Raw genomic sequence first — 25183 nt, 5'->3', positions numbered from 1 at the left:
ATGACATCTCGCCCGCTCGACCGCCTGCTCAGACCGCAAACGATCGCCGTCTTCGGTGGCCGCGAGGCGCGCAGGGTGATCGAGCAGTGTGATCGTATGGGTTTTGCCGGCGAGATCTGGCCTGTCCATCCGAAGCTCGACGAGGTGCTCGGACGGCGCTGCTATCGCTCGGTCTCGGATCTGCCGTCAGCGCCGGATGCCGCCTTCGTCGGCGTCAACAGGACGCTGACCGTCGAGATCGTCCGCAGCCTTTCTGAAGCCGGTGCCGGCGGGGCGGTCTGTTATGCATCGGGTTTCAGCGAGGCGACGGGTGAACTTGAGGATGGCGCCGAGCTGCAGCACGCGCTGCTGGAGGCAGCGGGCGATATGCCGATCCTCGGGCCGAATTGCTACGGGCTGATCAACGGTCTGGACGGCGCGCTGCTCTGGCCCGATCAGCATGGCATGCAGCGCATCGAACGTGGCGTCGCGATTCTCACGCAGTCCTCGAATATCGCCATCAACCTGACCATGCAGACCCGTGGGCTGCCGATCGCCTATGTGGTCACGGCCGGCAACCAGGCGCAGACATCGCTTGCCGATGTCGCCTGCGCATTGATCGACGACCCACGCGTTACAGCGGTCGGCCTTCATGTCGAAGGCTTCGGCGATCTCGCTGCTCTCGAACGCCTGGCCGCCATCGCCCGGTGGTCGAGGAAGCCGGTCGTCGTGCTGAAGCTCGGCAGATCGGAACAGGCAAAACGTGCGGCCGTATCACACACCGCCTCGCTTGCCGGCAGCGATGCCGTCGCCGATGCCGTACTGGCCCGTCTCGGCCTTGGCCGTGTCCAGACCTTGCCGGCACTGCTCGAAACCCTGAAGCTGCTGCATGTCGCCGGCCCGCTTGCAAGCCATTCGATCTCGTCGATGAGCTGCTCGGGGGGCGAAGCCTCGCTGATGGCGGATGCCGCCGTCGGTCGCAAGGTGGAATTCCCGGCGCTGCAGCCGCAACAGCTACCGCGTCTGCGGCGGGTGCTCGGCGAGATGGTGACGCTTTCCAATCCGCTCGACTACCACACCTTCGTCTGGGGCGATCTCGCACGCCAGACCGAAGCCTTCGGCGCCATGTTCGAAGGCGGCTATGCCCTCAATCTCGTCGTCCTCGACTTCCCGCGTGGCGACCGCTGCGATGACTCCGAATGGGCGATGACGGCGGATGCGGTCATTGCGGCCGCCGCCGCAACCGGTGCGCTGGCCGGCGTGCTGGCGACCCTTCCGGAAAACATGCCCGAGCCGATCGCAGATCGGCTGATGGCGAATGGCATCGTCGCCTTCTCGGGCATCGACGAAACCATCATTGCGGCGGAAATCGCCGCCGGTATTGGCAAGGTCTGGGAAGCGCCGCCTCCCTTGCCGCTGCTCGACGTGCCGTCCATGGGCGGCGAGATCGAAACGCTGACGGAAGCCGATGCAAAGACGGAACTTGCTGCCTGCGGCCTCCCTGTTCCTCGGGGGCTGCAGGCTTTTTCGTCCCGGGAAGCTGCCGAGCAGGCCGAGCGGCTCGGTTTCCCCGTTGTGCTGAAAGCGCTCGGTATTGCCCACAAGACCGACGCCGGGGCCATCGCACTCAACCTTAGGGATAGTGAGGCAGTGTCGGATGCGGCGGCGGCCATGCCGCCGAATTTAGGTTATCTCGTCGAGAAGATGATCAATCCGCCGGTTGCCGAGCTCATTGTCGGCGCCATCCGCGATCCCGTCTTCGGATTGTCGCTGACCCTTGGAGCGGGGGGAATCTTCGTTGAATTGCTTGAAGATTCGATCATTTTGCCGCTTCCAGTGACGAAAATCGAGATTCGCGCGGCGATTTCGCGTCTTAAACTTGCAAAATTGATCTATGGCTATCGCGGGAGACCAAAAGGCGACCTCGAGGCTGTTGTCGATGCTGTCTCAGCAGCGGCAGATTATGTCGTAATGAACGCGGCACGCCTGGAGGAACTGGACATTAATCCGTTGATGGTTCTTCCCGAAGGGGGCGGCGTTGTCGCAGTCGATGCCCTGATACGGCGGAGGAGGTAGCATAAGTTGAGCGATCCCATTCGCACACGACAGGACAGCGGTGTCCTCGAAGTCGTCATCGACCGGCCGAAGGCGAACGCCATCGACCTTTCGACCAGCCGCGCCCTGGGGTTGATCTTCCGGGATTTCCGCGATGATCCAACGCTACGTGTCGCCATCGTCTCGGGTGCGGGCGAGAAGTTTTTCTGCGCCGGATGGGATCTCAAGGCGGCGGCATCGGGCGATGCAGTCGACGGGGATTACGGTGTCGGCGGCTTCGGCGGGCTGCAGGAGCTGCGTGACCTCAACAAGCCGGTCATTTGTGCGGTCAATGGGATCTGTTGCGGCGGCGGGCTGGAGATCGCGCTTTCTGCCGACTTGATCCTCGCCGCCGAGCATGCCACCTTCGCCCTGCCGGAAATCCGCTCGGGCACGGTTGCCGATGCGGCCTCGATCAAGCTGCCGAAGCGCATCCCCTATCACATCGCCATGGACATGCTTTTGACGGGGCGCTGGCTCGACGTTCACGAGGCGCATCGCTGGGGTTTCGTCAACGAGGTCCTGCCGGCCGACAGGCTTATGGAAAGAGCATGGGAGCTTGCCCGGCTGCTCGGAAGAGGGCCGCCGCTCGTCTATGCGGCCATCAAGGAAATCGTGCGCGAAGCGGAGGGTTCGACGTTCCAGACTGCCATGAACAAGGTCACCAAGCGGCAGTTTGCGACGGTCGACAAACTCTATTCGAGCGAGGACCAATTGGAAGGCGCGCGGGCCTTCGCCGAGAAGCGAAGCCCCATTTGGAAAGGAAAATGACCAGGCGGCGGCAACCGCACTGTTTTCCCGCATGATGCGGGCACCGGAGGTGGAGAGGAAACCGCCTGCGGATCTGCCCGGAAGTTCTGTCAACGCACCATAAAGAAGGAACTGGGGAATGAACGACTACACCAAATATCTCGCAAGCCGTGTCACCGCCGGCGGGCTCAGCCGCCGCGAATTCATGGGACGCGCCATGGCGGCGGGCATCACACTTGCCGTCGCCGACAAGCTCTTCACCGAAAGTGCGCAAGCCGCCGAACCGAAACGCGGTGGCCACTTGAAGCTCGGCCTCGAAGGAGGTGCCGCCACCGATTCGAAGGATCCGGCAAAGTTCCTGTCGCAGGTCATGTTCTGTATCGGCCGCTGCTGGGGCGACATGCTGGTCGAGTCCGACCCGCTGACGGGTGCCGCCGTGCCCTCGCTTGCCGAATCCTGGGAGCCCTCGAAGGACGCTGTCACCTGGACCTTCAAGATCCGCAAGGGCGTCAAGTTCCACGACGGCAAGGAACTGACGATCGACGACGTCGTTGCGACGCTGAAGCGCCACACCGACGCAAAGTCGGAATCCGGTGCGCTCGGTGTTCTCGGCTCGATCAAGGAGATCAAGGCCGACGGCGGCAATCTCGTGCTGACGCTCAGCGAAGGCAATGCCGACATGCCGCTTCTGCTGTCGGACTACCACCTGGTCATCCAGCCGAACGGCGGCGTCGACGATCCGCTGGCCTCGATCGGCACCGGCCCCTACAAGATGACGAGCTTCGAGCCCGGCGTCCGCGCCACCTTCGAAAGGAACAAGGACGACTGGCGCACCGACCGGGGCTATGTCGATTCGATCGAAATCATCGGCATGAACGATGCCACTGCCCGCATCGCGGCGCTTTCGTCCGGTCAGGTGCACTACATCAACCGCGTCGACCCGAAGACCGTCAACCTGCTGAAGCGCGCGCCGAATGTCGAGATCCTCTCGACCGCCGGCCGTGGCCATTATGTCTTCATCATGCATTGCGACAAGGCGCCGTTCGACAATAACGACCTGCGCCTGGCTCTCAAATACGCCATGGACCGCGAGACCATGGTGCAGAAGATCCTCGGCGGCTACGGCAAGGTCGGCAACGACTTCCCGATCAACAGCACCTATGCGCTGTTCCCCGAGGGCATCGAGCAGCGCGTTTACGATCCCGACAAGGCCGCCTTCCACTACAAGAAGTCCGGCCATAGCGGCTCGGTCCTCCTGCGCACCTCCGAAGTCGCCTTCCCCGGCGCCGTCGACGCGGCCGTCCTCTATCAGGAAAGCTGCAAGAAGGCCGGCATCGAGATCGAGGTCAAGCGCGAGCCGGGCGACGGCTACTGGACCAACGTCTGGAACGTCCAGCCCTTCTCGACCTCCTATTGGGGTGGCCGTCCGACGCAGGACCAGATGTATTCCACCGCCTATCTCTCGACGGCGGATTGGAACGACACCAAGTTCAAGCGTCCTGACTTCGACAAGCTGCTGCTGCAGGCCCGCTCCGAATTGGACGAAGCCAAGCGCAAGGACATGTACCGCACCATGGCGATGATGGTGCGCGACGAGGGCGGGGTGATCCTGCCGATGTTCAACGATTTCGTGAACGCCTCCACCAAGCAGGTGAAGGGTTATGTCCACGACATCGGCAACGACATGTCGAACGGCTACGTCGCAACCCGCGTCTGGCTGGACGCCTGAGGATAAAGGGGCGTTTGCCCCCTCCGATCTCCAACGAAGCCGGGACCGTGGGATGAAACCCGCGGTCCTCCCGCCGTTTTAGCGCGAGGTCCTCGCCATGACCAATCCTGCCCCCAGCATCTTGCCCGGCCTCGGGTTGCGGCAGCGTTTTCCGCTGCTGGCCCTCATCCTCGAGCGCTTCGTGCTCAGTCTCGTCCTGCTTTTTGCCGTTTCCATCCTGATCTTCGGCGGCCTGGAAGCCCTGCCCGGCGATTTTGCCACCACCTATCTCGGCCAGTCGGCGACGCCGCAGGCGGTTGCCAATATTCGTCAGGATCTCGGGCTGAACCGTCCGGTCACGACGCGCTACGTCGAGTGGCTCGGCAATGCCGTCCAGGGGGACTTCGGCACCTCCTGGGCCAGCAAGAATTCGGTGAGCGAGCAGATCGGCAAACGCCTTGGCAATTCGCTTTTCCTGGCGGGTTTCGCAGCGGTGATCTCCGTGCCGCTCGCCGTCGGCCTTGGCATGCTGTCGGTGCATTTCCGCAATCGGCTGCCGGATAAGATCATCAACGTGATCTCGCTTGCGGCGATCTCGCTGCCGGAATTCTTCATCGGCTACCTGCTGATCCTCTTCTTCGCGGTGAACCTTGGCATGGCGACTTTCCCGGCGACGGTCTATGACAGCATGGGTTTCGTCGAGCGGTTGAAGGCGATCGCGCTGCCGACGGCGACGCTCGTGCTCGTCGTGCTTGCGCACATGATGCGCATGACGCGGGCGGCGATTCTCTCCGTCATGTCGTCGGCCTATATGGAGACGGCAGAGCTGAAGGGCCTCAGCGCCTTCCGCGCGATCGTCAAGCATGCCGCTCCCAATGCGCTCGCCCCGATCATCAATGTCATCGCGCTGAACCTTGCCTATCTCGTGGTCGGCGTCGTCGTTGTCGAAGTGGTCTTCGTCTATCCCGGCATGGGGCAATATATGGTCGATGCGGTCACCGTGCGCGATATGCCCGTCGTACAGGCCTGCGGCCTCATCTTCGCAGCCGTCTACATCTTCCTCAACATGACGGCCGATATCCTTGCGATTATCGCCAATCCCCGGCTGAGGCATCCGCGATGAGATTGAGAGACATCCCCATCACCGCCTGGATCGGCATGGCCGGTATCGCCATCGCCTTCATCTTCGCTATCTTTGCACCCTGGCTCGCCCCCTATGGCGAGACGCAGGTCGTCGGCGACGTCTGGCAGCTGCCGGATAATCAATATATCTTCGGCCTCGACAATCTCGGCCGCGATATCCTCTCGCGCCTGATCTACGGCGCGCGCACGACGCTGCTGGTCTCGTCCGCCGCCACCGTCATCTCCTTCTCGCTCGGCATTATCCTGAGCTTCACCGCTGCCGTCTCGCGCGGCATCATCGACACGGTGTTTTCCCGCTTCAACGATCTGATGATGTCGATCCCGACGCTGATCTTCGCGCTGGTCGTTCTGGCGGTCCTGCCGCAAAATATCGTCGTGCTGATCCTTGTCATGGCGATCCTCGATTCCACCCGCGTCTACCGTCTCGGCCGCGCTGTGGCGCTCGATGTCGCGGTGATGGAATTCGTCGAGGCGGCCAAGCTGCGCGGCGAAGGCAAGCTCTGGATCATCTTCCGCGAAATCCTGCCGAACACGCTGTCGCCGCTGCTCGCCGAGTTCGGGCTGCGCTTCGCCTTCTCGATCCTGTTCCTCTCGACGCTTTCCTTCCTCGGCCTCGGCATTCAGCCGCCGGCGGCCGATTGGGGCGGCATGGTCAAGGACAACAAGGACGGCATCATTTTCGGCATATCGGCAGCGCTGGTGCCGGGCACGGCGATCGCCGTGCTTGCCGTCTGTGTCAACCTCGTCGTCGACTGGCTCCTGAAACGCACATCCAGCCTCAAGGGAGGGCGCGGCGATGCCTGAGCTTCTTTCCGTTCGCAATCTGAAGATCGAAGCAACCAGCTACCCGCCGGGCGAACCGCCCAGGCGGGTGACGATCGTCGACGGCGTTTCCTTCGATCTGCAAAAGGGCAAGGTTCTCGGCCTCATCGGGGAATCGGGCGCCGGCAAGTCGACTATAGGCCTTTCCGCACTCGCCTATGGCCGGGGTGGCGCGGAAATCACCGGAGGCGAGGTCTTGCTCGACGGTGCCAATATCCTGGCGCTCGGCAAGAACGGCATCCGTCAAATCCGCGGGGCGCGGGTCTGCTATGTGGCGCAGTCTGCGGCCGCTGCCTTCAATCCCGCCCATCGGCTCGGCGATCAGGTGATTGAAGCCTCTGTCAAGCATGGTTTGATGACGAAGGATGAGGCGCGCAAGCGTGCGCTTTATCTGTTCGGGGTTCTCGGCCTGCCCAATCCCCAAACCTTCGGCGAGCGCTTTCCCCATCAGGTCTCTGGCGGCCAGTTGCAGCGGGCGATGACGGCGATGGCGCTCTGCTCCAACCCCGAACTCATCGTCTTCGACGAACCGACCACGGCGCTCGACGTCACCACGCAGATCGACGTGCTGGCGGCGATCAAGCATGCGATCGAGGAAACGCATACCGCCGCCCTCTACATCACCCACGATCTCGCCGTCGTCGCCCAGATCTCGGACGACATCATGGTTCTGCGCTATGGCAAGCAAGTGGAATATGGCAGCGTCCAGCAGATCATCGAGGCACCGCGGGAGGATTATACGCGCGCCCTCGTCAATGTCAGACAGGCCTATCGCGAGGAAGCCGCCGATCAGTCCACGGCACTCCTCAAGGTGGAAAATGTCAGCGCCGAATATTCCAACGGCTTCAAGGTACTGCACGATGTCTCGCTGCACGTGCCGAAGGGCCAGACACTCGCGGTCGTCGGGGAGTCCGGCTCGGGCAAGTCGACCCTGGCGCGCGTCATCACCGGCCTGTTGCCGCCGAGCAGCGGACGCATCGTCTTTGACGGCAAACCGCTGATGCCAGGCCTCAAGAGCCGGCCGAACGACGACCTGAGGCGCATCCAGCTGATCTACCAGATGGCCGATACGGCGATGAACCCGCGGCAGACGGTCCGCGACATCATCGGCCGGCCGCTGACCTTCTATTATGGCCTCAGAGGTGCCGAGAAGACCGCCCGGGTCAAGGAACTGCTCGACCAGATCGAAATGGGCAAGGGCTTCGTCGATCGCTACCCCGCCGAACTCTCCGGCGGCCAGAAGCAACGCGTGGCGATCGCCAGAGCGCTGGCCGCCAGGCCCGAACTCATCCTCTGCGACGAGCCGACCTCGGCGCTCGATCCGCTGGTGGCGGAGGGTATCCTCAAGCTGCTCCTGCGCCTGCAGGAAGAAGAGCAGCTTTCCTATGTCTTCATCACCCACGATATCGCGATCGTCCGGGCGATCGCCGACAGCGTGGCGGTGATGCATCGCGGCAAGCTGGTGCGGTTCGGCCCGAAATCGACGGCGCTGTCGCCGCCCTTTGACGATTACACCGATCTGCTGTTGAAATCCGTACCGGAAATGGAAATCGGCTGGCTGGAACGGGTGCTCGCCACGCGTCGCATGGAGAGCGCCGGTAACTGACTTGACTAGGTGACTTGACGAGGGGCGGAACCCTCGTCGCATGCAATATGCATCAAGGAATGAGCATGACCTCGCGCGGCTTTACCACCATCGAGAATGAATGGATCATGCTGAAGGATGGGACGCGGCTTGCCGCGCGCATCTGGATGCCGGACGGCGCGGACGAAGATCCCGTTCCCGCCGTCTTCGAATTCCTGCCCTACCGCAAGCGGGACGGAACCTGCCTCAGGGACGAGTCGACCTACCCGGTCTTTGCCGCGGCCGGTATTGCCGGCGTGCGCGTCGATATCCGCGGCTCCGGCGAATCCGATGGTGTCATCGATGGCGAATATACAGAATGCGAGCTTGCCAATGCCTGCGAGCTGATTGCCTGGATTGCCGCGCAGCCATGGTCGAACGGCGCCGTCGGCATGATGGGCATCTCCTGGGGCGGCTTCAACAGCCTGCAGGTCGCGGCATTGCGTCCGCCGGCGCTGAAGGCCGTCATATCGATCGCCTCGACCGTCGACCGCTACAATGACGACATCCATTACAAGAACGGTTGCCATCTCTCCGCCCAGCTCTCATGGGCGGCGACGATGCTCGGCTACCAGTCGCGCCCGCCCGATCCGGCACTGGTCGGCGAGCACTGGAAGCAGATGTGGCTGGAACGCCTGGCAGGCGAACCCTTCTTCATGGAGGCGTGGCTGGCCCACCAGCGGCGCGACGATTTCTGGCGTCACGGCTCGATCTCAGAGGATTTTTCGAGCGTGGAGATTCCGGCACTTGTCATCGCCGGCTGGGCGGACGGCTACCGCAATACGCCTCTGATGGCGATTGAAGGTTTGGGCCGCAAAGCGAAGGCGCTGATCGGGCCGTGGGTGCACAAATATCCGCATTTCGCCTGGCCGAAGCCGCGCACGGATTTCCACGGCGAGGCGATTGGCTGGTGGAACAAATGGCTGCGCGGCGACGATAACGGGATCGACGGGCTGCCGCAGGCCCGCGCCTATATTCTCGATGCCATCCGCCCTGCCCCGCGACGTGACAGCGATCCGGGTTTCTGGGTTGCCAAGGACGTCTGGTCGCCGCCGCGGATGCAGTGTTTTTATGTCGAGCAATTCGGCAAGCTGACGGAAGGCATGCCGATCCCGCACGCGCCCGAGCATCCCGTCTATCTCCGCTCTCCGCTCGACACCGGGACGGCATCCGGCGAATATTTTACGCTGAAACCCGACGCCGAAATGGCGATCGATCAGCGTTCGGACGATGCCGGCTCGCTGGTCTTCGATACGATGCCGCTTGCCGGCGATTGCGACTATCTCGGCCGGCCCGTGCTGACGCTTGCACTGCGCTCCCGGGCGACGGGCGGAAATCTCTGCGCCCGGCTCGTCGATGTCCATCCGGATGGCACGGCAACGCGTGTCGCCTTCGGCGTCGTCAACCTCACCCACCGCGACGGCAATGCAGATCCCAAGCCGCTGGTGCCAGGCGAAAGGGTGTCGATCCGGCTCGTGCTCGATGCCTGCGGTTATCGCTTCCGCAAGGGACATCGCATCCGCCTTTCGCTTTCCACCGCCTATTGGCCGATGATCCTGCCGCCGCCTGATGACGAGGGCATCGAGGTCGACATCGCGGCACTCGGTCTGGGGTTGCCGATGCTCGGCGAGCATCAGAGGATCGACATCAAGGAACCGGCCAATCCCGATCCGCTGCCGAAATACATCGAGCACGCGGCGGCCGCGACGAAGCGGCAGGTCGTCCGCGATCTCTCGGCCAACCGGACGGAGTATCACATCCACGAGGATACCGGGCTCACCGAACACCCGGGGACAGGTCTCTCGACCCGGCAACTGCGGGAGGAAGTCTGGTCGATTTCACCCGATAATCCCCAGTCGATGACCGGGATGTCGACCTGGACCTGCGACATGCGCCGCCCCGGCTGGTTCGTCCGGACGGTCGCGACCGCGCATATTGCCTGCACCCGGACCGAGTGGATCATCAGCGCCGTCGTCACCGCGTTCGAGGACGACGTACAGGTCTTCGAAAAGGTCTTTGCGGAAAAGCGGATCGCGCGTGACCTGATGTGATCGTCAGGTCTGCGCAAAACGCCTTGTGGCCTCGCAGACGGCACGGAAGCCGTCGCGGGCGCCATCGCTCATGTGGCGGGCGCGCAGCCATGCATGCACCATCTGCGGCTCCTCCCGGAACCAGACGTCGACGCCCTCTTCGGTGAGCCGGGCGGCATAGTGCCGGCCGTCGTCCCGAAGCGGATCGAAATGCGCGACCGTGATGAAGGCCGGCGGCAGCCCTGCAAGCGAAGCTGCCTGCAGCGGCTCGGCGATCTCATTGCCTGCCGGCGCCTGCAGGATCTCGCGGTAATAGGCGACATCCGCCGTCGTCAGGCCGGGGGCTGCGGCCATTTCGATATAGGAGCCTGCGGCAAGATCGCCACCGAGCGCCGGGTAGATCAGGACCTGGCCGACGACACCGGACAGGCCCTCGTCGCGCGCCCGCAATGCAAGACCGGCGGCAAGATTGGCGCCGGCGCTGTCCCCGATCAGCACGACCTTGCTGTTGGCGGACAGCAGATGCTTCAACACTGCAAAGCCGTCATCCGTCTGTGCCGGCCAGCGATACTCAGGCGCCAGCCGGTAATCGACGGAAACGAGTTCCGCTCCGGCGAAATCGGCGATCTCGGCGCAGATGGCATGATGGCTTTCGAGCGAACCGACGACGAAGCCGCCGCCATGAAGATAGAGCAGAATGGTGCGCGTGCTGATTTTGCGCGGACGGTAGCGCCGGATCGGTATGCGCTGCAGCATGCCGTCGGCAAAGATCATCTCCGGGGGCAGCGGCCGGTCGAAACGCGCGCAAAGAGCATCGTACCAATGGCGTTGCTGCTCGATCGATGCTTGAACGGCGTCCGGCGGATAGAAGGAATCGCAAATCGCCAGAAACTGCAGGATGCCCTTTTCGGTGGGGACAGGCGGTTGAGCGGACATGGAGGTCCTTTCGCGATTTGGGGCATGACAGATCATGTCCCTGGCCGACTTTATCCTCATCATGCGCCTTTGTGACCGAGCCGATCTGTCTGGCCGCGACCCATGAATGTCGCGACTTTCAAAATTCGCGATAATTTTTTCAGCGCCGACCCAAGGAAAGCCATCCGAGAAACGTCTCAATCTCGAAATAGCATCTTGCTGGTCGGTTTGGGGTAGGTGCGGAATTGGATGCGGAGCTCATAGAACGAGCGCAGGGCGGCGACCGGGAAGCCTTCGGGCAACTGGTCTCGCGTCATTATGATTTCGTCCACGCGACGGCGTGGCGCTGGTCGGGCAGTTCCACGGATGCCGACGACATCGCCCAGGAGGTCTGCGTCAAGCTCGGCGCGGCCATCGGCAGCTTTCGCGGCGCCAGTCGCTTCAGAACCTGGCTCTATACGCTGACGCTCAACGCCGCCCGCGACCACAGACGCAAGCTTGCCCGAGAGGAGCAGACATTCCGCGCTTATGCCGCCGAACCGCAGCCGGATGCGCCTGATGGAAATGACGACGAGCTATCGGGCGAATTATGGGCCGCCGTGCGCGCCTTGCCGGAAAGGCAATGCGACGCGGTGCTGCTCGTCTATGGCGAAGGCCTCAGCCATTCTGCTGCCGCCGATGTCATGGGCTGCTCGGAGGCGACCGTGTCCTGGCAGGTCCACGAGGCGCGTAAGAGGCTGAAAACAGTGCTCGGCAAGGAAGAGGTATGACCGTGGACAAGGAACTGGAAAAGCTCTCCCGCCTCACACCGCCGGCACCCGATTCGGAGGCGCGCGCGCGTGCGCTTGCCGCAGCGATGCAGGCCTTCGACACCGCCGAAAATAATGTGCAGGCGCCCCAAGGAAATGCGAAAGGCTGGCGTCAAAGCTCCATCATCAACTGGATATGGAGCCCTGCCATGAACAAGAAATTCCTCGCCGGTTCAGCCCTTGCGACGCTGCTCGTCATTCCGGCTGCCGGTTATCTCACGATCGAGCTAACCCGCAACGGATCGCCGATCGTCGACCAGACCGAGATCGCCGACAACCTGTCGCGAGGTGAGGCGTCGAAACAACCGGTCGCAACTGCGGGCCAACCCGTCACGGTCACGCCGGAGATTCCGCCGCAAGCACCGGCCGAGAACGGCCCCCTGACTGAGCAATCTGTCGCTGACGCGCAAGGCCTGCAGGACAAGGAGTCTCAAATCCTCGCAAAGCCCGATGCGGGACGGACGTCCGAATTCGATGCCGACGACATCGCTGCCCTTACGAACAAGTCGGAGAGTTCTGCCGCGGCCCTCGAGGCGGCCAAACGCTCCGCGCCGGCCGCACCCGGCATCGCCCCCCAACAGCAGCTGGCCGAACCGATGGCCGTCGCCCCCTCGCCTGCGCCGCCGGCGGACGGACCTATCCAGATCCAGCGCGATCCCGGCCGCGAGCGGTTTGCCAATGCCGCGGCAAATCCGATCAAGAGCGTCGCGACGGATCCGGTTTCGACCTTCTCCGCCGATGTCGACAGCGCCTCCTATTCCTTCGTCCGCCGGTCGTTGACGGGTGGGGCGATGCCCGATCCGCAATCGGTTCGCGTCGAGGAGATGATCAATTATTTCCCCTATGACTGGCCGGGTCCCGACAATGCCGACCAGCCGTTCAAGGCGACGGTGACCGTCATGCCGACCCCGTGGAACCACGACACGGAATTGATGCATGTGGCGATCAAGGGCTATGACATCGCACCGGCAACCACGCCGCATGCCAATCTGGTCTTCCTGATCGACGTCTCGGGCTCGATGGACGAGCCGGACAAGCTGCCGCTTCTCAAGAGCGCTTTCCGTCTTCTGGTCAACCGGCTGAAGGCCGACGACACCGTCTCGATCGTCACCTATGCCGGCAATGCCGGCACCGTGCTGACGCCGACGCGGGTGGCGGAGAAATCGAAGATCCTGTCGGCGATCGACGGACTGGAGCCCGGCGGCTCGACCGGCGGCGCCGAAGGTATCGAGGCCGCCTATGACCTTGCCAAACAGGCCTTCGTCAAGGACGGCGTCAACCGGGTGATGCTGGCGACGGACGGCGATTTCAATGTCGGCCCGTCGAGCGACGAGGACTTGAAGCGCATCATCGAAGAGAAGCGCAAGGACGGCATCTTCCTGACCGTTCTCGGCTTCGGGCGGGGCAATCTCAACGATTCCCTGATGCAAACGCTGGCCCAGAACGGCAATGGCAGTGCGGCCTATATCGACACCTTGGCGGAGGCACAGAAGGCGCTGGTCGAAGAGGCCGGATCGACGCTGTTTCCGATCGCCAGCGACGTCAAGTTCCAGGTCGAATTCAACCCGGAAAGGATCGCCGAATACCGCTTGATCGGCTACGAGACGCGGGCACTGAACCGCGAAGATTTCAACAATGATCGTGTCGATGCCGGCGATATCGGCTCCGGCCACAGCGTCACGGCGATTTACGAAATTACGCCCAAGGGAAGCCCCGCGGTCATGAATGACGACCTGCGTTATGGCGACAAGGCGCCGGCCGAGACCGCCGATACCGCGCGTCAAGACGAGCTTGCCTTCGTCAAGATGCGCTACAAAAGGCCGGGCGAGGACAAGAGTGCTCTCATCACCACGCCTGTCAATGACAGCAACGCGGTCGTCGCCGTCGATGCCGCGCCGCAGGATGTCCGTTTCTCCGTGGCCGTCGCCGCCTTCGGCCAGAAACTGAGCCGCATCGCCACCCTCGATTCCTATTCCTATCGGGCGATTGCCGATCTAGCCGCGGCATCGCGGGGAACGGATAGCTTCGGCTACAGGTCGGATTTCCTCGGCCTGGTCCGGCTGGCGGACGGCCTCAGCCAGCGGTGAGGTAAGACGTAAATGCCGTCGCAAACGAGAGGCCGTCCCAAAAGGGCGGCTTCGGCTTAGTGATTACCCCGGTCTCGACCCGTTGGCAGTGAGATAGACAGCATAAAGGGACGTGCTTGCGGTGATGAAGAGACGGTTCAATTTCTCTCCGCCGAAGGTGACGTTGGAGACGCCCTCGGGAATATGGATCTTGCCGATCAACGTTCCATCCGCGTCATAGGCGTGGACGCCATCGCCGGCGCTCGTCCATATCCGGCCTTTCCGGTCCACGCGAAAACCATCGAACAGGCCTGAGGTACATTCCGCGAAAACGCCGAGATCGCTCAGTCGTCTCTCATTCGAGACTGCGAGCTTCCGGATGTGACGCGGGCCGCCGGGCTGGTGCGTTGCCCCGGTATCGGCGACGTAGAGCACGCTCTCATCCGGGGAAAAAGCCAGTCCGTTCGGCTTGACGAAATCGGAAGTGACCTGATCAGTCGTGCCTGTTGCCGGGTCATGCCGGTAGACGTGGCATCCGCCGATTTCCTCCTCGCCGTAGTCGCCCTCGTAGTCGTGAAGAATACCGTAGCTCGGGTCGGTGAACCAGACGGTCCCATCGGATTTGACGGCGACGTCGTTCGGGGAATTCAGCCGTTTGCCTGCAATCCGATCGGCCAGGACGGTAATCCTGCCGTCGAATTCGGTGCGGGTGACACGGCGCGTCAGGTGCTCGCAGGTGATGAGCCGGCCCTGATTGTCGACCGTGTTGCCGTTCGAGTTGTTGCTGGGCGCGCGGAAGACCGACGTATGCCCGCTGGTATCGTCGTAGCGCATCATCCGGTTGTTGGGGATATCCGAGAAAACCAGATACCGCCCGGCGGCAAACCAGGCCGGTCCCTCCAGCCAGCGACCACCCGTCCAAAGCCGCTCGACGCGGGCGTGGCCCACGAAGCAGCTTTCGAAACGCGGGTCGAGAACCTCGAACCCCGTACCGTCTATTTGCCCGAACATGATGCTCCTCCCTATCATCAATTGTTATCGATATCATATTGTCGTGTTTTGAAGCTGTCGTACAGGTATCGATGCGCCGAGAATCCTGGTTTTTCGACTGCGGAACGGTGCATTACTGCAATAAAATCGATTGTGCGATGATAGCGATAACTTTATCCTGTGTTGAATTGCCCAACTCGGAAGCTTTGTGAAAGCGGAGACCAGTGAAGAACGAGGATGTGCCGAAAGACAAGCGTCTCAAGCCGGGAGAGGCTCAAAAGCTGACGATGGCGGAGGTCGCCAAATATGTCGGCGTCTCCGCCATGACCGTTTCGCGTGCCTTTCGCCAGGATGCGAGTGTTTCCGAGGAGACCCGCAAGCGCATCATGGAAGCCGTCGATGCGCTGGGCTACGTGCTCGATCTGTCGGCCGGCAGCCTGTCGTCGCGGCGCAGCGGCTTCATCGCCGCCCTGGTGCCGTCGATCAACAATTCGAATTTTTCCGACACCGCACGCGGCATTACCGATGCGCTGGAAAATACCGGCCTTCAGCTTCTTCTCGGCTATACCGACTATTCGGCGGAGAAAGAAGAAGAGCTGATCGAGGCGATGCTGCGCCGCCGCCCGGAAGGCATCATCCTGACCGGTGGTTCGCACACGGCGCGCGCACGGCGGATGCTCGCAAAAGCCGGCATTCCCGTTGTCGAGACGTGGGAACTTCCGGAAGATCCGATCAATCAGGTCGTCGGCTTCTCCAACAGCGAGGCGATGTCCTTGCTGGTGCGGACGCTTGCCGGCCAGGGATATCGGAAGTTCGGTTATATCGGCGGAACGACGGCGCGCGATACGCGCGGCAGCCAGCGGCGCAGCGGTTTCCAGAAGACGGTTGAAGAACTCGGCCTCGGACCGGGACGGATGATTTCCTTCGGCGTTCCGCCCATCACCATGGAACAGGGTGGCCAGGCAATCGTCAGCCTGCTGGAGCGCTGGCCGGACACGGAAGTGGTTCTCTGCGTTTCCGACCTCTCCGCCTTCGGCGCCATCATGGAATGCACGCGCAGGGGAATGAAGGTTCCTCGGGACATCGCCGTTGCCGGTTTCGGCGATTATGAGATCTCCTCCATCTGTCATCCGCGCATCACCACCATCAATGTGGACTGTTATGGCATCGGTCGCCAGGCGGCCGGTCGCCTGCTGCACGCCCTGCAAAGTGGCGAGGCGACCGGCGATGAGATCACATTGACCGGCTATAGGGTTGTCCTGCGCGAAAGCACGGACAGGAACGGCACGCCGACAGCTTGAGCACCACAACGCCGCGCGTCTTTCAGATGCGCGGCGTCGCAACAGTTTGAATTTTTGAACATCTATTTCTGAATCGATTCCGATTTAAGGAATGATCCAGCAGGTTCAGAAGGCGATCTGGACTTTCATCGACTTGCTGCGATCGCCGGCCAATTCGAAAGCGGCGACGGCCTCGTCGATTCCGAAGACACCTGTCAGCAGCGGCTTCAGATCGACGCGACGCGCGTTGATCAGTTCGACGGCGAGCGCAAATTCCTCGTGAAAACGGAATGTCCCGCGCATCTCGATCTCTTTCGCAACGATCATGTTCTGCGGAATCGAGACATCGCCGCCAAGGCCGAGCTGAACGAGAACGGCGCGGGGCCTGAGCGTCTCCAGGCCCGCGCGCACCGCCCGTTCATTGCCTGACGCCTCGAACATGACGTCGAAATATCCCTTGTCGGCGCTATAATTGGCGAGGTCGGCGGCATGCGTGGCAACGTTGATCGTTCTGTCGGCGCCGCTGGTGCGGGCAATCGCCAGAACGCTGTCGGTCACGTCGGTCGCGACGATCTCGCGGGCGCCGAGAACGCGGGCTGCAACGATCGCCAGCATGCCGATGGGGCCGCAGCCGGTGACGAGCACCCGTTTGCCCAGCAGCGATCCGGCGCGGTTTGCCGCATGCAGCGTCACGGCAAAGGGTTCGGCAAAGGCGGCCTCGTGGATGGAAATGCCATCGGCGACCTTGTGGCATTGCCAACGTTCCGCCACCAGCCGCTGGCGAAAGCCGCCCTGAATATGCGGCATCGGCATGGCACTGCCGTAAAACCGCATGTTGAGGCAGTGATTCTGCTGTCCCTTCAGGCAATATTGGCAATGGTTGCACGGCCGGCTCGGCGAAACCGCAACGCGGTCTCCGACGGCAAGGTCGGCGACGCCGGCGCCCAGCGCCTTGACCGTGCCGGCGATCTCATGGCCGAGGATCATCGGTTCGCGCAGGCGCACGGTGCCGAAACCGCCATGATTGTAATAATGCAGGTCGGAACCGCAGATACCGCCGGCTTCGATGGCGATCTCCACCTGCCCGGCGCCCGCAACCTCCGGCTCGCGCTCCTCGATCCTCAGATCCTTGGCGGCATGGATGACGATGGCTTTCATATCGGGACCCTCACACGACGGGAGTTGGAAGCGGGTTGCCGGCAAAATGCGCGGCGAGATTGTCTCTGACCAACTGGCCCATGGCCTTACGCGTCTCGACGGTACCGGAGCCATGATGGGGCTGCAACACCACGTTTGGGAGCGTCAGGAAACGCGCGTCGATCTTCGGTTCGTTCAGGAAGACATCAAGGCCGGCGGCCTTGATCGTGCCATCCCGAAGGGCTGCGATCAGCGCCTCTTCGTCGACGGTCGTTCCGCGCGAAACATTGATCAACATGCCGTTGGGACCGAGCGCTTTGAGTACATCGGCGTTGATGATCTTCATGGTCGCCTGCCCGCCGGGGACGATGACGATCAGAAAATCGGCCCAATCGGCAAGTGCGACCAAGTCCGGCTGGTAGGCATAGGCAACATCCTTGTGCTCGTTGCGGGCGAAGTAGGAGATCTCACAGCCGAAAGCGGCGGCCCGCTTGGCAATCGCCTTGCCGATCCGCCCCATGCCGGCGACCCCGACTTTCTTGCCGGAGACCCTCGTCACCAGCGGCATTGCGACGCTGCCCCACTGGCCGGAGCGGACGAGAACGTCGGCCTGCGGGATCTGCCTTGCCGTGGCAATCAGCAGTCCGATGGCGATATCGGCGACATCTTCGGTCAGCACGTCAGGCGTGTTGGTGACGCGAATGCCGTTGGCGCGGGCATAGGACAGGTCGATAGCGTCGGTGCCGACGCCATAACAGGAGACGATCTCCAGCTTCGGCAATTGCGCCATCAGCTCTGCGGACGCGCCGAGTTCGCCGCGCGTCGCTATGGCGCGGATATCCTTGCCGACTCTTGCAATCAGTTCCTGCCGGTCGGTTGCTTCCCACAGGCGATGGATGCGGTAGTTCGCCTCCAGATCCACCATGTCCCATTCCGGATAAGCTCCGGCCATCAAGATTTCTATCTCAGGCATTCCGTTTCCATCCCGCATTTTGACAGTTGATTATGTTATCGATAACATATAATTCGAAAAAGGGATGTCAAGTGAGTTTCACCGCCAGCGGCAGCGTCAGCCGTCGCCCGCGGCGAGACCGGAGGAGTTATGAGATGAAGAACTTGTTTGATCTTACCGGACGCCTTGCCCTGATCACCGGCTCGAGCCAGGGGATCGGTTATGCCCTGGCCGAAGGGCTGGCGCAGCATGGCGCCGAGGTCATCATCAACGGCCGCACGCCCGAAAGCGTCAAACGCGCGGTCGCGAGCCTCAAGGATCAAGGCCTGTCGGCCCATGCGGCGATCTTCGACGTCACCAGCAAGGACGCCGCCAAAGAAGGCATAGATGCGATCGAAGCCGATATCGGGCCGCTCGACATCCTGATCAACAATGCCGGCATGCAGTTTCGCACGCCGCTGGAAGACTTCCCGGCGGACAAATGGGAGCTGCTGCTGACCACCAATATTTCGAGCGTGTTTTACGTCGGCCAGGCGGCGGCCAAACCCATGATCGCCCGCGGCCAGGGCAAGATCATCAACATTGCCTCCGTGCAAAGCGAACTGGCGCGCCCCGGCATTGCTCCCTACACGGCGACCAAGGGCGCGGTGCGCAATCTGACCCGCGGCATGTGCGCCGACTGGGCCAAGTACGGCCTGCAGATCAACGCGATTGCGCCGGGTTATTTCAAGACGCCGCTCAACCAGGCGCTCGTCGACAATCCGGAATTCTCTTCATGGCTCGAGAAGCGGACGCCGGCCGGACGATGGGGCAATGTCGAGGAACTGGTCGGCGCTGCCGTCTTCCTCTCGGGCCGCGGCTCGTCCTTCATCAACGGGCACACGCTTTATGTCGACGGCGGCATCACGACCTGCCTCTGATAGAGACGGGACGATGAAGCGCGAGAAAATGGCACCGCCTCTGGCCGTTGTCGTCATGGGCGTCAGCGGCTGCGGCAAATCCTCGGTCGGAGAACGCATTGCTGCCCAAAACGGCATGGCGTTTCTAGAGGGCGACCAGCTCCACCCGCCTCAAAACGTCGAGAAGATGGCGCAGGGCATACCGCTGACCGACGACGACCGCCTGCCCTGGCTCGACCGGATCGGCGCGAAAATCAGCACCGCGCTGGACGCATCGCAAGGATTGGTGATTTCCTGTTCGGCGTTGAAGAGAAGCTATCGGGACAGGTTGCGGCAGGCGGCGGGCGGGCGCCTGGCCTTTGTTTTCCTGGAGGGGTCCCGCGATCTGTTGCTGTCGCGGATGCAGGCGCGTCAGGGCCATTTCATGCCGGCGTCCCTCCTCGACAGCCAGTTGCAGACGCTGGAGCCGCCGGCCGGTGAGCCTGGTGTGGTGACGGTGGCGATCGATAATGCCTTGGATGATATTGTAGCGCTGGCTTGCAAGGGATTGAGCGGCATGGCCGTCAAGGGAGGAGATTAGCATGCAGGATGATCACAGGGCAGATGTCGCCGTCATCGGCGCCGGCATCATGGGAACGGCAATCGTCAGCCGATTGATCGAAACCGGGCACAAGGTCTCGGTCTTCGACCTGGACGCCGAAAAAGTCGCGGCTTTGCAGGCCAAGGGTGCCTATGCGGCAGGCTCCGTGGAGGATGCGGTCTCACGGTCGGCGTTTTGTGTGCTCAGCCTCAATCACGCAAATATCGTCCGGGCCGTCGTCTTCGGCGAAAAAGGTGTTTCGGCGGCTGCCAATGCCGACAAGGTGCTGATCGACATGTCCTCGATCGACCCGGCCGAAACGGCCGACATGGCGACGCGGTTGCGCCGGGAAACCGGCATGGCATGGGTGGATTGCCCATTGTCCGGCGGCGTGCCGGGTGCGCTGAGCGGACGCCTGACGATCATGGCCGGCGGCAGCCCCGAGGATTTCGAGCGGGCGCGCGTGGTGATGCGGCATCTTGCCGCCAATTACACGCTGATGGGCGCATCGGGCGCCGGGCAGACCACGAAGCTGATCAATCAGCTGTTTTGCGCCGTTCTGTTCCAGGCCGTCGCCGAGGCGGTCAAGCTCGCTGAAGCCGGCGGCGTCGATCCGGCTGCCATTCCGGCAGCCCTTGCCGGCGGCAGGGCGGATAGTCGCATATTGCAGGAATTCATGGCGAAATTCGCCGCCCGGGATTTCTCGCCGACAGGCAGGATAGACAATATGTTGAAGGACTTGGATTCGCTTCAGGCCTTTGCGCTGAAGACGAAGACGCCATTGCCGATGACCGGCGCGGTGGTCGAGATCCACCGCCTGCTCTGCTCTGCCGGCCTCGGGCCGAAGGACTCGGCCGAGATGATGCGGCTTCTCGACGGATTTCAGGCCGGCTGACGTCAATTCCTCGAGAAATTCGCGATCGTCATCTTTCCGCTTGACCATCCGTAAATGTTATCGATAACATACAGTCAATGACAACTGCAGCTTTGGGAGGAGCCACAGTGGAAGCCAAGAGACTGCTGGAGTTCCAGTCGATCACCAAGAGCTTCGGCGGCACGCAGGCGCTGCGGGACGTCTCGATCGACCTGCGCGAGGGCGAAATCCTCGCGCTGCTGGGAGAAAACGGCGCCGGCAAATCGACGCTCATCAAGACACTTGCGGGCATCTACAAGCCTGATAGCGGCGACATCCTGTTTCGCGGCCAGAGCTATCATCACCGCCCTCCGAAGCCGAACGAGCGGCAGCCGGTTGCCTTCATCCACCAGGATCTCGGTCTGATCGAGTGGATGACGGTCGGCGAGAACATGGGCCTGTCGCAGGGCTTCTCGATGCGTCGCGGCTTGATCGATTGGAACAGGACGCAGGCGCGTGCCAAGGAAGCCTTGAAACTGGTCGGCTGCGATTTTGATCCCACCACGCGGGTCTCGGCGCTGTCGCGCACCGAAAAATCGCTTGTCGCCATTGCCCGTGCGCTTGCCGTCGAAGCCGACGTTCTGGTGCTCGACGAGCCGACGGCGAGCCTTCCCGCCGATGAAGTCGATCGGCTGTTCAATGCGATCCGCCCGCTGAAGGACCGTGGCGTCGGCATGATCTACGTCTCCCACAGGCTCGACGAGATTTTCCGCATCGCCGATCGGGTCGCCGTTCTGCGCGACGGCTGCATGGTGGGACAGAAGCCCGTCAGCGAGACGACACCCGACGAGCTGGTGACGATGATCATCGGCCGCAGCGGCGACAGCCTCTTTTCCAAGACGGAGATCAGGCCCGGCAAGGCAATCGTCGAGGTTCGCGATCTCGTTTGCGCCGGCACGAGCCCGATATCCTTCGAAATTCGCGAGGGCGAGCTTCTGGGCCTGGCTGGATTGCGTGGCGCCGGTCAGGAACGGATCGGCCGCGCGCTGTTCGGCTGCGAGCCCTTCAACGGCTCGGTTCTGCTGCATGGCGAGGCCCCGGACCTTTCGAGCCCGCTGCGGGCCATGGCGTCGGGCATCGGTTTGATTGCCCGTGACCGGACGGAAGAATCCGTGGCGCTGTCGCTTTCCATTCGGGAAAATACCTATCTCAATCCGGGCGCCGTCGGACGTGGGCTTTTGTCCTTCCTGTCGCCGCGCGGCGAGGCCGATCTTGCCCATAAGATCGGCCATTCCGTCGGCCTGCGGCCGAACGACCCGGATCTGCCGGTGGAGGCCCTGTCGGGCGGCAATCAGCAGAAGGTAGTCGTCGGCCGCTGGCTGGCGACCGGCCGCAAGCTGCTGATTGCCGAAGATCCGACTGCCGGCGTCGACATCGGCGCGCGTGCGGAGATCTACCGTCTGATCACCCAGGCACTCGAGGCCGGTCTCGCGGTTGTCGTGGTGTCGACGGATTTCGAGGAAATCGCCCATATCTGCCACCGCGCGCTGGTCTTCTCGCGCGGCAAAATCGTCAGTGAACTGATTGGAAGCGCCCTGACGACGGAGGCGGTCATCACAGCCGCATCCGCATCGGAAGCCGCTTGAGCCATCGGGAGAACAGCCATGCAATCCATTGAATCCACGGCGTTGGAGCCGACCAAGAGCGAAATGGCCGGCCTGTCCACAGGCCAGAAGATCGGACGCCTGATCCCGGTTTACGGGCTGGTGATCCTGACCGTCGGCCTGATCGTGATCTTCTCGATCCTGCTGCCCGATACGTTCCCGACCGTGTTGAATATCCGCTCGATCGTCTCCGACAAGGCAATCATTGCGCTTCTGTCGCTCGCCGCGATGATCCCGATGGCGTCGGGCCGCATCGATCTCACTGTCGGTTATGGCATCGTGCTCTGGCACATTCTCGCCATCAGCCTGCAGACGGCCTACGGCCTGCCCTGGCCGGTCGCAGTCTTCTTCGTTCTCGCACTCGGCGTCTTCACCGGCTTCATAAACGGCCTGCTGGTGGAGGTCGCGAAGATCGACAGCTTCATCGCGACGCTCGGCACAGGAACGGTTCTTTACGCGCTTGCCCTCTGGCACACCGGTGGGCGACAGGTGGTCGGCGTCCTGCCGGAAGGTTTCTATGCGCTGAACGGCACCATGCTGTTCGGCCTGCCGATCACCGGCTTCTACGTGCTGCTGATCGCAATCTGCATGTGGATCGTGCTCGAATACCTGCCGATCGGCCGGTATCTCTACGCCATCGGCGCCAATCCGAAGGCCGCCGCCCTCAATGGCATTCCGGTCCGCAAATTCGTGATCGGCGCCTTCGTCACCTCGGGGCTGCTGGCGGCCCTGACCGGGGTCCTTCTCGCCTCGAAGCTGCGGATCGGCCAGGCAAGCGTCGGCCTCGAATATCTGCTGCCGGCGCTTGTTGGCGCATTTCTCGGATCGACGACGATCAAGCCCGGACGGGTGAACGTCTGGGGCACCTTGATCGGCGTCATCATCCTGGCGGTCGGAATTTCCGGAATTCAGCAATTCGGCGGGTCGTTCTTCGTCGAACCGCTGTTCAACGGCGTCACCCTGCTGATTGCCATCGGCATAGCAGGTTACGCCCAGCGCAAACGCGGAGCTGTGAGGAGGATCACACCCGCATCCAAATGAGGATGCCGGCTCATGTCGGCATTTCACAACAAACAAAATGGAGGAGTGAACATGAAGCGCAGAATGTTATTGCAGGCAACGGTCGCAACCGTCGCCGTTATGCTGAGCATCCCGGCATTGGCCGATTCCATGGCCGACGCCAAGGCCGTGGTCGACAAGTATGCTTCCAAGGTGAGCGCCTGGGATGGCCCGACGAGCGGCCCCAAGGGCGCGACCGGAAAGAACATCGTCATTCTTGCCGCCGATATGAAGAACGGCGGCATCCTCGGCGTGGTCAATGGCGTTCAGGAAGCGGCAGGCGCGCTGGGCTGGACGGTGAAGGCGCTCGACGGCGCCGGTTCGATCGGCGGGCGGACCGCCGCCTTCGGCCAGGCCATGGCGCTGAAGCCGGATGGTATCATCATCAACGGCTTCGACGCGGTCGAGCAGAAGCCGGCGATGGAAGCGGCCAAGGCTGCCGGCATTCCGATGGTTTCCTGGCATGCGGCGTCGGCTGTCGGTCCGGTTCCCGAAGTCGGTGTCTTCGCAAACGTCACCACCGATGCGATGGAAGTGTCGAAGTCCGCGGCGGATTGGGCCTTTGCCGATGCCGGCGGCAAGCCCGGCGTCATCATCTTCACCGACTCCACCTATGCGATCGCGATCGCCAAGGCCGATCGCATGAAGAAGGAGATCGAGGATCTCGGCGGCACGGTGCTCGAATATGTCGACACGCCGATTGCCGAAACCTCTCAGCGCATGCCGCAGCTCACCACCTCGCTTCTGCAGAAATATGGCGCGAAGTGGACGCATTCCCTGGCGATCAACGACCTCTACTACGACTTCATGGGACCTTCGCTCGCCTCGGCCGGTATTGCAGGCGACGGAAAACCGGTGAACGTCGCCGCCGGCGACGGTTCGGAGAGCGCCTATCAGCGGATCCGCGCCAAGCAGTTCCAGGCCGTCACGGTCGCCGAGCCGCTCAACCTTCAGGGCTGGCAACTCGTCGACGAATTGAACCGCGCCTTTGCCGGCGCTCCCTGGTCGGGCTACGTCTCGCCGCTGCATGTGGTAACGAGCGCAAACGTCGAGTTTGACGGCGGACCGAAGAACAGCTTCGATCCCGACAACGGTTACCGCGATCAATACAAGAAAATCTGGGGCAAATAAGCCTTTCAGTCAGGGCGTATCGACCGATACGCCCTGATACTCCGACAACACACCACCATCGATCCAGCTCCGGCGAGTTTTGGAAAAGAGACCCCATGATCATTCGTTATGCTTTGTTTGAAGGCGAAATCCATCCCGGCAGAGAAGCGGAATTCCGCGCATTCGTGCGGCAGCGGCTCGTCCCTCTCTGGACGAAGTTTCCGGGCGCCGAGGAAATCCGGGTACTGGACGGAATGGAACGAGACGAAGGCGCCCCGATCTATGCCATGGCGCTCGCCATTCGTTATCCCGATATGGATGCGGTGAAGGCGGCACTGCTTTCCGATGTGCGGTCCGAGAGCCGCGAAGTCACCGGCGAACTCCTGCAACTCTTCACCGGCAAGGTGCATCACCACGTATTCTCGGCCAACGAATACGCACCGGCCTGACATCAGGCGAGTTTGACGTCGACGCCGGTTCGGGCGAAGGTCGGTTACTCCGGCCGCCGCCTGCTCTTATCAACAGAAGAGACCTATTAAGCGCCCGCGGACGACCGTCCCAGGCGCTTTTTTCACGCCTGCTCACCCCCATCATCCTGCGAAGGTGCCGGATGCGATCGTTCCGGATGCTCGACTTTTGGGGACAATTTTCCACCAGCGACGCTTTTATTAAACTAAATAGTCTACCGATTTAGTAGATTATCCGCCATTTTACCGTGC

The 25183-nt window shown here is 62.3% G+C and carries 21 protein-coding genes; 17 read left to right on the top strand and 4 right to left on the bottom strand.

Features of this window, described 5'->3' with window-relative positions; all coding sequences use genetic code 11:
* The 7 genes from FHT75_RS18730 (at window position 1) to FHT75_RS18700 (ending at window position 10171) form a co-directional block, all read left to right on the top strand.
* On the top strand, window positions 1-2055 hold the full coding sequence (locus FHT75_RS18730; RefSeq protein WP_183845124.1) for an acetate--CoA ligase family protein: 2055 nt from the start codon (window positions 1-3) through the stop codon (window positions 2053-2055).
* 6 nt (window positions 2056-2061) lie between these two features.
* Window positions 2062-2844: a carnitinyl-CoA dehydratase gene (locus tag FHT75_RS18725; protein WP_183845123.1), complete on the top strand. Its 783-nt coding sequence runs from the start codon at window positions 2062-2064 to the stop codon at window positions 2842-2844.
* A gap of 118 nt (window positions 2845-2962) precedes the next feature.
* Complete coding sequence (locus tag FHT75_RS18720) at window positions 2963-4552, top strand: ABC transporter substrate-binding protein (RefSeq protein WP_047612155.1); 1590 nt, start codon at window positions 2963-2965, stop codon at window positions 4550-4552.
* A 97-nt stretch (window positions 4553-4649) separates the two neighbouring features.
* A complete protein-coding gene (locus FHT75_RS18715; protein ID WP_047612157.1) occupies window positions 4650-5654 on the top strand; it encodes an ABC transporter permease in 1005 nt (334 codons plus the stop codon).
* A complete protein-coding gene (locus FHT75_RS18710; protein WP_047612159.1) occupies window positions 5651-6478 on the top strand; it encodes an ABC transporter permease in 828 nt (275 codons plus the stop codon). The genes FHT75_RS18715 and FHT75_RS18710 overlap by 4 nt, the downstream gene beginning before the upstream one ends.
* Entirely contained in the window at window positions 6471-8102 is a 1632-nt protein-coding gene (locus tag FHT75_RS18705; protein WP_047612161.1) for an ABC transporter ATP-binding protein, read from the top strand. Before FHT75_RS18710 ends, FHT75_RS18705 begins: the two co-directional genes overlap by 8 nt.
* A 65-nt stretch (window positions 8103-8167) precedes the next feature.
* The gene (locus tag FHT75_RS18700; protein WP_047613383.1) at window positions 8168-10171 is read left to right on the top strand and encodes a CocE/NonD family hydrolase; all 2004 of its coding nucleotides are present in this window, start codon (window positions 8168-8170) and stop codon (window positions 10169-10171) included.
* A gap of 3 nt (window positions 10172-10174) precedes the next feature.
* Here the strand turns inward: FHT75_RS18700 and FHT75_RS18695 are convergent, their stop codons facing one another.
* Window positions 10175-11086 (bottom strand): alpha/beta hydrolase, encoded by a 912-nt coding sequence (locus FHT75_RS18695; protein WP_047612163.1) that lies wholly within the window; start codon window positions 11084-11086, stop codon window positions 10175-10177.
* 224 nt (window positions 11087-11310) lie between these two features.
* Between FHT75_RS18695 and FHT75_RS18690 the strand changes: the two genes are divergently transcribed.
* Window positions 11311-11835, top strand: a complete 525-nt coding sequence (locus FHT75_RS18690; RefSeq protein WP_047612165.1) for an RNA polymerase sigma factor — start codon at window positions 11311-11313, stop codon at window positions 11833-11835.
* The gene (locus tag FHT75_RS18685; protein ID WP_183845122.1) at window positions 11832-13961 is read left to right on the top strand and encodes a vWA domain-containing protein; all 2130 of its coding nucleotides are present in this window, start codon (window positions 11832-11834) and stop codon (window positions 13959-13961) included. Before FHT75_RS18690 ends, FHT75_RS18685 begins: the two co-directional genes overlap by 4 nt.
* A 63-nt stretch (window positions 13962-14024) precedes the next feature.
* Here the strand turns inward: FHT75_RS18685 and FHT75_RS18680 are convergent, their stop codons facing one another.
* On the bottom strand, window positions 14025-14951 hold the full coding sequence (locus FHT75_RS18680; protein WP_183845121.1) for an SMP-30/gluconolactonase/LRE family protein: 927 nt from the start codon (window positions 14949-14951) through the stop codon (window positions 14025-14027).
* A 203-nt stretch (window positions 14952-15154) separates the two neighbouring features.
* Between FHT75_RS18680 and FHT75_RS18675 the strand changes: the two genes are divergently transcribed.
* Window positions 15155-16231 carry a LacI family DNA-binding transcriptional regulator gene (locus FHT75_RS18675; RefSeq protein ID WP_047612170.1) on the top strand — a complete coding sequence of 359 codons (1077 nt, stop codon included), beginning with the start codon at window positions 15155-15157 and terminating at the stop codon, window positions 16229-16231.
* Window positions 16232-16336: 105 nt separating this feature from the next.
* Here FHT75_RS18675 and FHT75_RS18670 read toward each other — a convergent pair whose 3' ends face one another.
* Window positions 16337-17368 (bottom strand): L-idonate 5-dehydrogenase, encoded by a 1032-nt coding sequence (locus FHT75_RS18670; RefSeq protein ID WP_183845120.1) that lies wholly within the window; start codon window positions 17366-17368, stop codon window positions 16337-16339.
* Between the two features lie 10 nt (window positions 17369-17378).
* Window positions 17379-18320, bottom strand: a complete 942-nt coding sequence (locus FHT75_RS18665; protein ID WP_047612174.1) for a 2-hydroxyacid dehydrogenase — start codon at window positions 18318-18320, stop codon at window positions 17379-17381.
* A 134-nt stretch (window positions 18321-18454) separates the two neighbouring features.
* Here FHT75_RS18665 and FHT75_RS18660 point away from each other — a divergent pair, with 134 nt between their 5' ends.
* The 7 genes from FHT75_RS18660 to FHT75_RS18630 all read left to right on the top strand — a co-directional run bounded on the left by FHT75_RS18660 (window position 18455) and on the right by FHT75_RS18630 (window position 24913).
* On the top strand, window positions 18455-19219 hold the full coding sequence (locus FHT75_RS18660; RefSeq protein WP_047612176.1) for an SDR family oxidoreductase: 765 nt from the start codon (window positions 18455-18457) through the stop codon (window positions 19217-19219).
* 13 nt (window positions 19220-19232) lie between these two features.
* Window positions 19233-19778: a gluconokinase gene (locus FHT75_RS18655; protein WP_047612178.1), complete on the top strand. Its 546-nt coding sequence runs from the start codon at window positions 19233-19235 to the stop codon at window positions 19776-19778.
* Between the two features lies 1 nt (window position 19779).
* Window positions 19780-20673, top strand: coding sequence for an NAD(P)-dependent oxidoreductase (locus FHT75_RS18650; protein WP_097542533.1), 894 nt, complete (start codon window positions 19780-19782; stop codon window positions 20671-20673).
* Between the two features lie 107 nt (window positions 20674-20780).
* Entirely contained in the window at window positions 20781-22277 is a 1497-nt protein-coding gene (locus FHT75_RS18645) for a sugar ABC transporter ATP-binding protein (RefSeq protein ID WP_047612182.1), read from the top strand.
* Window positions 22278-22295: 18 nt separating this feature from the next.
* Window positions 22296-23336, top strand: a complete 1041-nt coding sequence (locus FHT75_RS18640) for an ABC transporter permease (RefSeq protein ID WP_183845119.1) — start codon at window positions 22296-22298, stop codon at window positions 23334-23336.
* Between the two features lie 51 nt (window positions 23337-23387).
* Entirely contained in the window at window positions 23388-24485 is a 1098-nt protein-coding gene (locus FHT75_RS18635) for a substrate-binding domain-containing protein (protein WP_047612187.1), read from the top strand.
* Between the two features lie 95 nt (window positions 24486-24580).
* Window positions 24581-24913 (top strand): hypothetical protein, encoded by a 333-nt coding sequence (locus FHT75_RS18630; RefSeq protein ID WP_028757287.1) that lies wholly within the window; start codon window positions 24581-24583, stop codon window positions 24911-24913.
* Window positions 24914-25183 lie beyond the last annotated feature (270 nt).

Origin of the sequence: Rhizobium sp. BK112, from assembly GCF_014193215.1 — a bacterium.
GTDB classification, from domain to species: domain Bacteria; phylum Pseudomonadota; class Alphaproteobacteria; order Rhizobiales; family Rhizobiaceae; genus Rhizobium; species Rhizobium anhuiense.
This window is presented reverse-complemented; position numbering and strand designations above follow the sequence as displayed.

Excerpts from the sequence above, each read along its gene's own strand:
- FHT75_RS18730 (WP_183845124.1), top strand. The coding sequence starts at position 1 with ATGACATCTCGCCCGCTCGACCGCCTGCTCAGACCGCAAACGATCGCC.
- FHT75_RS18720 (WP_047612155.1), top strand. The coding sequence starts at position 2,963 with ATGAACGACTACACCAAATATCTCGCAAGCCGTGTCACCGCCGGCGGG.
- FHT75_RS18715 (WP_047612157.1), top strand. The coding sequence starts at position 4,650 with ATGACCAATCCTGCCCCCAGCATCTTGCCCGGCCTCGGGTTGCGGCAG.
- FHT75_RS18710 (WP_047612159.1), top strand. The coding sequence starts at position 5,651 with ATGAGATTGAGAGACATCCCCATCACCGCCTGGATCGGCATGGCCGGT.
- FHT75_RS18705 (WP_047612161.1), top strand. The coding sequence starts at position 6,471 with ATGCCTGAGCTTCTTTCCGTTCGCAATCTGAAGATCGAAGCAACCAGC.
- FHT75_RS18700 (WP_047613383.1), top strand. The coding sequence starts at position 8,168 with ATGACCTCGCGCGGCTTTACCACCATCGAGAATGAATGGATCATGCTG.
- FHT75_RS18695 (WP_047612163.1), bottom strand. The coding sequence starts at position 11,086 with ATGTCCGCTCAACCGCCTGTCCCCACCGAAAAGGGCATCCTGCAGTTT.
- FHT75_RS18685 (WP_183845122.1), top strand. The coding sequence starts at position 11,832 with ATGACCGTGGACAAGGAACTGGAAAAGCTCTCCCGCCTCACACCGCCG.
- FHT75_RS18680 (WP_183845121.1), bottom strand. The coding sequence starts at position 14,951 with ATGTTCGGGCAAATAGACGGTACGGGGTTCGAGGTTCTCGACCCGCGT.
- FHT75_RS18670 (WP_183845120.1), bottom strand. The coding sequence starts at position 17,368 with ATGAAAGCCATCGTCATCCATGCCGCCAAGGATCTGAGGATCGAGGAG.
- FHT75_RS18665 (WP_047612174.1), bottom strand. The coding sequence starts at position 18,320 with ATGCCTGAGATAGAAATCTTGATGGCCGGAGCTTATCCGGAATGGGAC.
- FHT75_RS18660 (WP_047612176.1), top strand. The coding sequence starts at position 18,455 with ATGAAGAACTTGTTTGATCTTACCGGACGCCTTGCCCTGATCACCGGC.
- FHT75_RS18655 (WP_047612178.1), top strand. The coding sequence starts at position 19,233 with ATGAAGCGCGAGAAAATGGCACCGCCTCTGGCCGTTGTCGTCATGGGC.
- FHT75_RS18650 (WP_097542533.1), top strand. The coding sequence starts at position 19,780 with ATGCAGGATGATCACAGGGCAGATGTCGCCGTCATCGGCGCCGGCATC.
- FHT75_RS18640 (WP_183845119.1), top strand. The coding sequence starts at position 22,296 with ATGCAATCCATTGAATCCACGGCGTTGGAGCCGACCAAGAGCGAAATG.
- FHT75_RS18635 (WP_047612187.1), top strand. The coding sequence starts at position 23,388 with ATGAAGCGCAGAATGTTATTGCAGGCAACGGTCGCAACCGTCGCCGTT.
- FHT75_RS18630 (WP_028757287.1), top strand. The coding sequence starts at position 24,581 with ATGATCATTCGTTATGCTTTGTTTGAAGGCGAAATCCATCCCGGCAGA.